Origin of the sequence: Kocuria sp. SM24M-10, assembly GCF_001027955.1 — a bacterium.
Classification (GTDB): domain Bacteria; phylum Actinomycetota; class Actinomycetes; order Actinomycetales; family Micrococcaceae; genus Kocuria; species Kocuria oceani.
On record NZ_LDNX01000022.1, the window covers coordinates 1 to 5741 of the forward strand.

Genomic DNA, 5741 nt, shown 5'->3' on the forward strand with positions numbered 1-5741 from the left:
CCCTTCGCGGCCGCGGTGCGCGCGGAGGTGCGGCAGCCGCCGGCCCCGCCCGCCGGCCCGGCGGCGGAGCCCGGCACCCCGCTCCCGCCCCGGCCGCGCACGGCCTCCCCGGCCGACGAGCTCGGGGACCGGGGACCGGCGGACGAGCTGGCCGCGGGCCGCTTCGTGCTGCTGTTCGACCCCTCCGAGCCCGAGGCCTGGGGCGGGCCCCTCCGCATCGTCACCTGGGCGCGGGCGGCCGTGGGCCGGGAGGTCGGGTGCGACGACACCGCCGGGCTGCTCGCCTGGACCCGGCTGCTCGAGTCCCTGCGGCGCCACCGGGCCGGATATTCTCGGGAGGGCGGCACCGCGTCCCGGGTCCTCGCCGAGGGCTTCGGGACCCTCGGCGACCAGCTCGAGGGGGCCGACGTCGAGCTGCGGGCGTCCTGGACGCCCCACGGGTCCGACGTGGAGCCGCACCTCGCCGCCTGGGCGGACACGGTCTGCGCGTTCGCGGGCCTGCCGCCCTACCCGCGCGGGGTGACCGTGCTGCACCCGCGCCGCTGACCACCGAACCGACCGCGCCCCGACGGGGCCGACACAGAATCGAAGACGCTCCTTGACCAGCCCAGCCGACCGCCGATCCGCGCCCGACGAGTCCCCGACCCCGGTGGTCGCCGGATTCGAGGACTACGAGATCCCCGACAGCGTCCACCTCGCGGCCCCGTTCGACGGCGTCCCGCCCGTCGTCGAGACCGTGGCCGGGCTCGAGCGGGCCGCCGCCGCCGTGGCCGGGGGGACGGGCCCGGCCGCGATCGACACCGAGCGCGCCTCCGGCTTCCGCTACGGCCAGCGCGCCTTCCTCGTCCAGCTCCGCCGCGAGGGCGTGGGCACCGTGCTGATCGACCCCGAGGCCACCGGGTCGCTGGCCGTGCTGAACGAGGCGCTCGCCGGCGTGGAGTGGGTACTGCACGCCGCCACCCAGGACCTGCCCTCGCTGCGGGCCCTGGACATGGAGCCGGACCAGCTGTTCGACACCGAGCTGGGCGGGCGCATCGCCGGACTCCGCCGGGTGGGGCTGGCCGCCGAGACGGAGGAGCTGCTCGGCTACACGCTGGCGAAGGAGCACTCCGCCGTCGACTGGTCCAAGCGGCCCCTGCCGCAGGACTGGCTCAACTACGCCGCCCTCGACGTGGAGATGCTGATCCCGCTGCGCTGGGCGATGGAGGACCTGCTCCGGGAGCAGGGCAAGCTCGAGTGGGCCCTGGAGGAGTTCGAGGCCGTGCGCACGGCTCCGCCCGCCCCGCCGCGCCAGGACCCGTGGCGCAGGACCTCCGGGATCACCAAGGTCAAGGGCCGTCGCCAGCTCACCGCGCTGCGCCTGCTGTGGGAGGAGCGCGAAGCGCTGGCCCGGCACAAGGACCTCTCCCCCAGCCGGCTGCTGCCGGACGCGGCTCTCGTGGCGGCGGCCTCCGCCATGCCGCGGACCGTGCCCCAGCTGCTGGCCACCCCCGGCTTCCACGGACGGCAGGCCGCGCGGGAGGCTCCCCGGTGGCTGCGGGCGATCGCCGAGGCCCGCAACGCCACCGAGCTCGTTCCCGTCACCGTGCGGTCCGACGCCCTGCCGCCCGTGAAGGCCTGGGAGGCCAAGCGCCCCGAGGCCGCCGCCCGCCTGAAGGTCCTCAAGCCGGTCGTGACCGAGCTGGCGGAGGAGCACGGGCTGCCGACCGAGAACCTGCTCACCCCGGAGCACCTGCGCCGGTTCTGCTGGCAGCCGCCCAAGAGCACCGGCGACCAGGCGGTGGCCGACCGGCTGCGCGACCTGGGCGCCCGCCGCTGGCAGGTCCAGCTCACGGCCCCCGTCATCGGCGCGGCGTGGCGGGAGCTGCGGGCCCGCAAGCGCGCCGCCCGCCACGCCGAGCAGCAGCCCCAGGCCGGGCCCCCTCAGGTCGAGCCGCCCCGGACCGAGCAGGTGCAGGGCGAGCAGATCCAGGACGAGCAGCCCGGGACCGGTAACTCTCCCGCCGGCGGCGAGGGAGCCCCCGCGGCCTGAACGGTCCGGCCTGCGGCGGCCGGCCGGTGCCGTCCCCGGTCGGTGCCGTCCCCGGTCGGTGCCGTCCCCGGTCGGTGCCGTCTCGGGCCGGGCGCCGCGCGGGACGGCACGACGACGGGCCCCGGCCGTCGGCCGGGGCCCGTCACGGGGCTGCTGGGATCAGCTATGGGTGTCGCCGGGGGCCGGCTGCGGCTCGGCGGGCTCCAGCGGGCTCTCCGGAGTGACCGGCTTCGCCGTCTGCAGGTCCGCGTAGCCGGTGGTGGAGGTGCCGGTCGCCGCGTCGGTGCCGCCCGAGGAGCCGGAGACCTTGTCCTTGACCGTCGAGGACGCGTCCGAGGCCTTCGTGCCCACCGTGTCGGCGGCCTTCTTGGCGGAGTCGGCGAGCTTGCCGCCGACCACGGGCACCTCCGACTTGACCCAGTCGGTGCCCTCGGAGACCTTCGCCTGCACCTTGGGGTCCTGCCAGGTCTTCATGGCGTTCTGCTTCAGGGCCTCGTAGCTCTGGCGGCCCGAGGCCGAGCCGACCACGAAGCCGACGCCGAAACCGGTCACGAAGATGAGTCGCTTGATCATGGTGCTGTCCTTCCGTCCGTCCCGGCGCGGCGGCCGGGGACGGGTCGGAGCCTCTGGTGCACGGCTCGTCCCCGGTGTCTGTTGTCATCATCATCCTACTGATCACATGCTGTGGCCGACACTGCTCCCGCCGGTCTCCGCTGAGAGCGATCACCCGCCCCGCCCGGGCGCACGCCCCGAGCACGTTCCTCGACCGCACCGTTCGTCCGCACCGTTCGACCGCACCGGTGGAGCTCCGGCCGGACCGTCGGCGGCGGCGCCTAGACTGGCGGTGCACCCGCAGCACCGCCGACGAGAGGACCACCATGGCCGAGCCCGACGCCTCCACCGCCCCCACGGCACTGCCCCGGCGCACGGTCCTGGGCGTGGCCGGCGCGGGCCTCGGCGCCGCGGCGGCACTCAGCGCCTGCGGCGGCCAGGACGGGCCTCCGGACGGACCCGCCCGGTCCGTGGACGCGGGCGCGGTCGGCGACGTGCCGGTGGGCTCCGGCGTCAAGGTGGACCGGGACGGCGTGCAGGCGGTGGTGGCCCGGCCCGCCGAGGACACCGTCGTGGCGTTCTCCCCCGTGTGCCCGCACCAGGGCTGCATGGTCGTGCCCGAGGAGCAGCTCTACGTCTGCCCCTGCCACGCCTCGCAGCTCGACCTCGCCACCGGGGAGGTCCGGGGCGGACCTGCCCGGACGGGGCTCACGCCGTACCCGGTGGCCGTCCGGGAGGGCCGGATCGTGCTGGGCTGAGCCGCTCAGCCCCGGCCCGGCCGCGGCAGCGACGTGCTGTCCCGGGCCGTGTCGGGGAGGACCTCGGTGTCCTCCGCCTCGACCGGGCGGGCGTAGGGCACCCGGGTGCCGAGCACGGAGGCGAGCGTGTCCTGGGCGACGCGCTGGGCGGTCAGCCCCACCCGCTCCATGACCTGGGAGCGCGAGCCGTGCGCGAGGAACCGGGTCGGCAGGCCGACCTCGTTGAGGGCGGTGTCGACGCCGGCGGCGCGCATCTCCTGCCGGATCCTCGAGCCGATCCCGCCCGCGCGCACCCCGTCCTCCACGACGACCACGATCCGGTGCTGGGCGGCGAGCTCGATGACCGACCCGGGCACCGGGAGCACCCACCGGGGGTCGACCACGGTGGAGGACACCCCGTGGGCCTCCAGCCGGTCGGCGACGTCGAGGGACAGCCCGCTCATGGCGCCCACGGAGACGATCAGGACGTCGCGGCGGGCCCCCTCGGTGCCGCTCTCCCCACCGCGGCGGGCGAGGACGTCCACGCCGTCGCGGAGCCGCTCGACCGCCGGGACGGGCGTGCCCACGGACCCCTTGGGGTAGCGGATGACCGTGGGGGCGTCGCCGACGGCCACCGCCTCGCGCAGCTCCTCGACCAGGGTGGGCTCGTCCCGTGGGGCGGCGAGGTGCAGCCCGGGGACGATCTGGAGCAGCGCCAGGTCCCACATGCCGTGGTGGCTCGGCCCGTCCGGTCCGGTGACCCCGGCCCGGTCCAGGACCAGGGTCACCCCGGCCCGGTGCAGGGCCACGTCCATGAGCAGCTGGTCGAAGCCGCGGTTGAGGAACGTGGCGTACAGGGCGACCACGGGGTGGAGCCCGCCGTAGGCCATGCCCGCGGCCATCGCCACGGCGTGCTGCTCGGCGATGCCCACGTCCACCACGCGGTCGGGGTGGGCGGCCTGCATCTTCTGCAGCCCCACCGGGATGAGCATGGCCCCGGTGATGCCGACGACGTCCTCGCGCTCGTCGGCGATCCGGGCGATCTCGTCCCGGAACACGGCCGTCCAGCTGCGCTCGGAGCTCGTCGCGGTGGAGCGTCCCGTGACGGGGTCGATGACGCCCACGGCGTGGAACTGGTCGTCCTCGTGGGCGATCGCGGGCGCGTACCCGTGGCCCTTCTCCGTGATGGCGTGCACGATCACGGGCCCGCCGTAGTTCTTGGCGTTGCTCAGCGCCTGCTCGACCGCCTCGAGGTCGTGGCCGTCCACCGGGCCCAGGTACTTCATGCCGAGGTCCTCGAAGATCCCTTGCGGGACCACGACGTCCTTCAGGCCCTGCTTCATGCCGTGCAGGCCCCGGTAGAGCATCTCCCCCACCGGCCCGGAGTGCTTCAGCAGGTTCTTCACCGACTCGAGGGTCTGCTCGTAGCGCCGGTCGGTGCGCACCGCGTCCACGCCCTGCTGCACGCTCGCCTGCAGCTCGGCCAGGTGGTTGGCGAACCCGCCCACCGTGGGGGCGTAGGAGCGGCCGTTGTCGTTGACCACGTGCACGACCTTGCGGTCGCGGTCGGAGGCGATGTTGTTGACGGCCTCCCACGCCATGCCGCCGGTCAGCGCGCCGTCCCCGACGAGCACCACGGTGTGCCGGTCGGACTGCCCCGTCATGGCGTAGCCGCGGGAGATCCCGTCCGCCCAGGACAGGGACGACGACGCGTGCGAGGACTCGACGATGTCGTGCACCGACTCCGCCCGGTCCGGGTAGCCGGCGAGGCCGCCCTCCTGGCGCAGCGTGCGGAAGTCCTGGCGTCCCGTGAGCAGCTTGTGCACGTAGGACTGGTGCCCGGTGTCGAAGACCACGGAGTCCTTGGGCGAGTCGAAGACGCGGTGGACCGCCATGGTCAGCTCCACGACCCCCAGGTTCGGCCCCAGGTGGCCCCCGGTCGCGGAGACGTGGGTGACGAGGAAGTCACGGATCTCGGCGGCCAGCTCGGTCAGCTCCGCGCGGGTCAGCCCCGCGAGGTCCTCGGGCCCGGACACCCGTTCCAGCACGCTCATGCTTCCTCCCGCACTCCTCGGCGTCGTGGTCGGCCGCTCCGGGGTCGCCGGGGCGGCGCGTTCCCCCGATCCTACTCGCTCGCCCCGACACCCCCGGGCAGCACGAGGGGCCCGGTCCGTCGCCGGACCGGGCCCCTCGTGCGTCCTGGATCAGGACCGGGCGACCGCTCGCCCGTGCTTCCCCGGGGCGCCGGAGCGCGCCCGGGGAGCTACTTGGCGATCTGCCGCAGCACGTACTGCAGGATCCCGCCGTTGCGGTAGTAGTCCGCCTCGCCCGGCGTGTCGATGCGCAGGACCGCGTCGAACTCGACCGTGGAGCCGTCCTCCTTCGTGGCGGTGACCTTCAGCGTCTTGGGGGTGGTGCCC

5 protein-coding genes are annotated in these 5741 nt (G+C 75.2%); 3 read left to right on the forward strand and 2 right to left on the reverse strand.

The window, feature by feature from the left end; translation table 11 throughout:
* Together ABL57_RS02415 and ABL57_RS02420 are read left to right on the forward strand one after the other, a co-directional pair.
* The coding region (locus ABL57_RS02415) for a DUF3000 family protein (protein WP_047801854.1) at positions 1–546 on the forward strand (546 nt) is incomplete at its 5' end.
* 52 nt (positions 547–598) lie between these two features.
* Entirely contained in the window at positions 599–2032 is a 1434-nt protein-coding gene (locus ABL57_RS02420; RefSeq protein WP_371212456.1) for an HRDC domain-containing protein, read from the forward strand.
* 159 nt (positions 2033–2191) lie between these two features.
* On the opposite strand, the gene ABL57_RS02425 is transcribed toward ABL57_RS02420, so the two are convergent.
* Entirely contained in the window at positions 2192–2605 is a 414-nt protein-coding gene (locus ABL57_RS02425; protein WP_047801855.1) for a hypothetical protein, read from the reverse strand.
* A gap of 305 nt (positions 2606–2910) precedes the next feature.
* On the opposite strand from ABL57_RS02425, the gene ABL57_RS02430 reads away from it, so the two are divergent.
* Entirely contained in the window at positions 2911–3342 is a 432-nt protein-coding gene (locus tag ABL57_RS02430) for a Rieske (2Fe-2S) protein (RefSeq protein ID WP_047801856.1), read from the forward strand.
* 5 nt (positions 3343–3347) lie between these two features.
* Here ABL57_RS02430 and dxs read toward each other — a convergent pair whose 3' ends face one another.
* Positions 3348–5375, reverse strand: a complete 2028-nt coding sequence (gene dxs, locus ABL57_RS02435) for a 1-deoxy-D-xylulose-5-phosphate synthase (protein ID WP_047801857.1) — start codon at positions 5373–5375, stop codon at positions 3348–3350.
* Between the last annotated feature and the right edge of the window lie 366 nt (positions 5376–5741).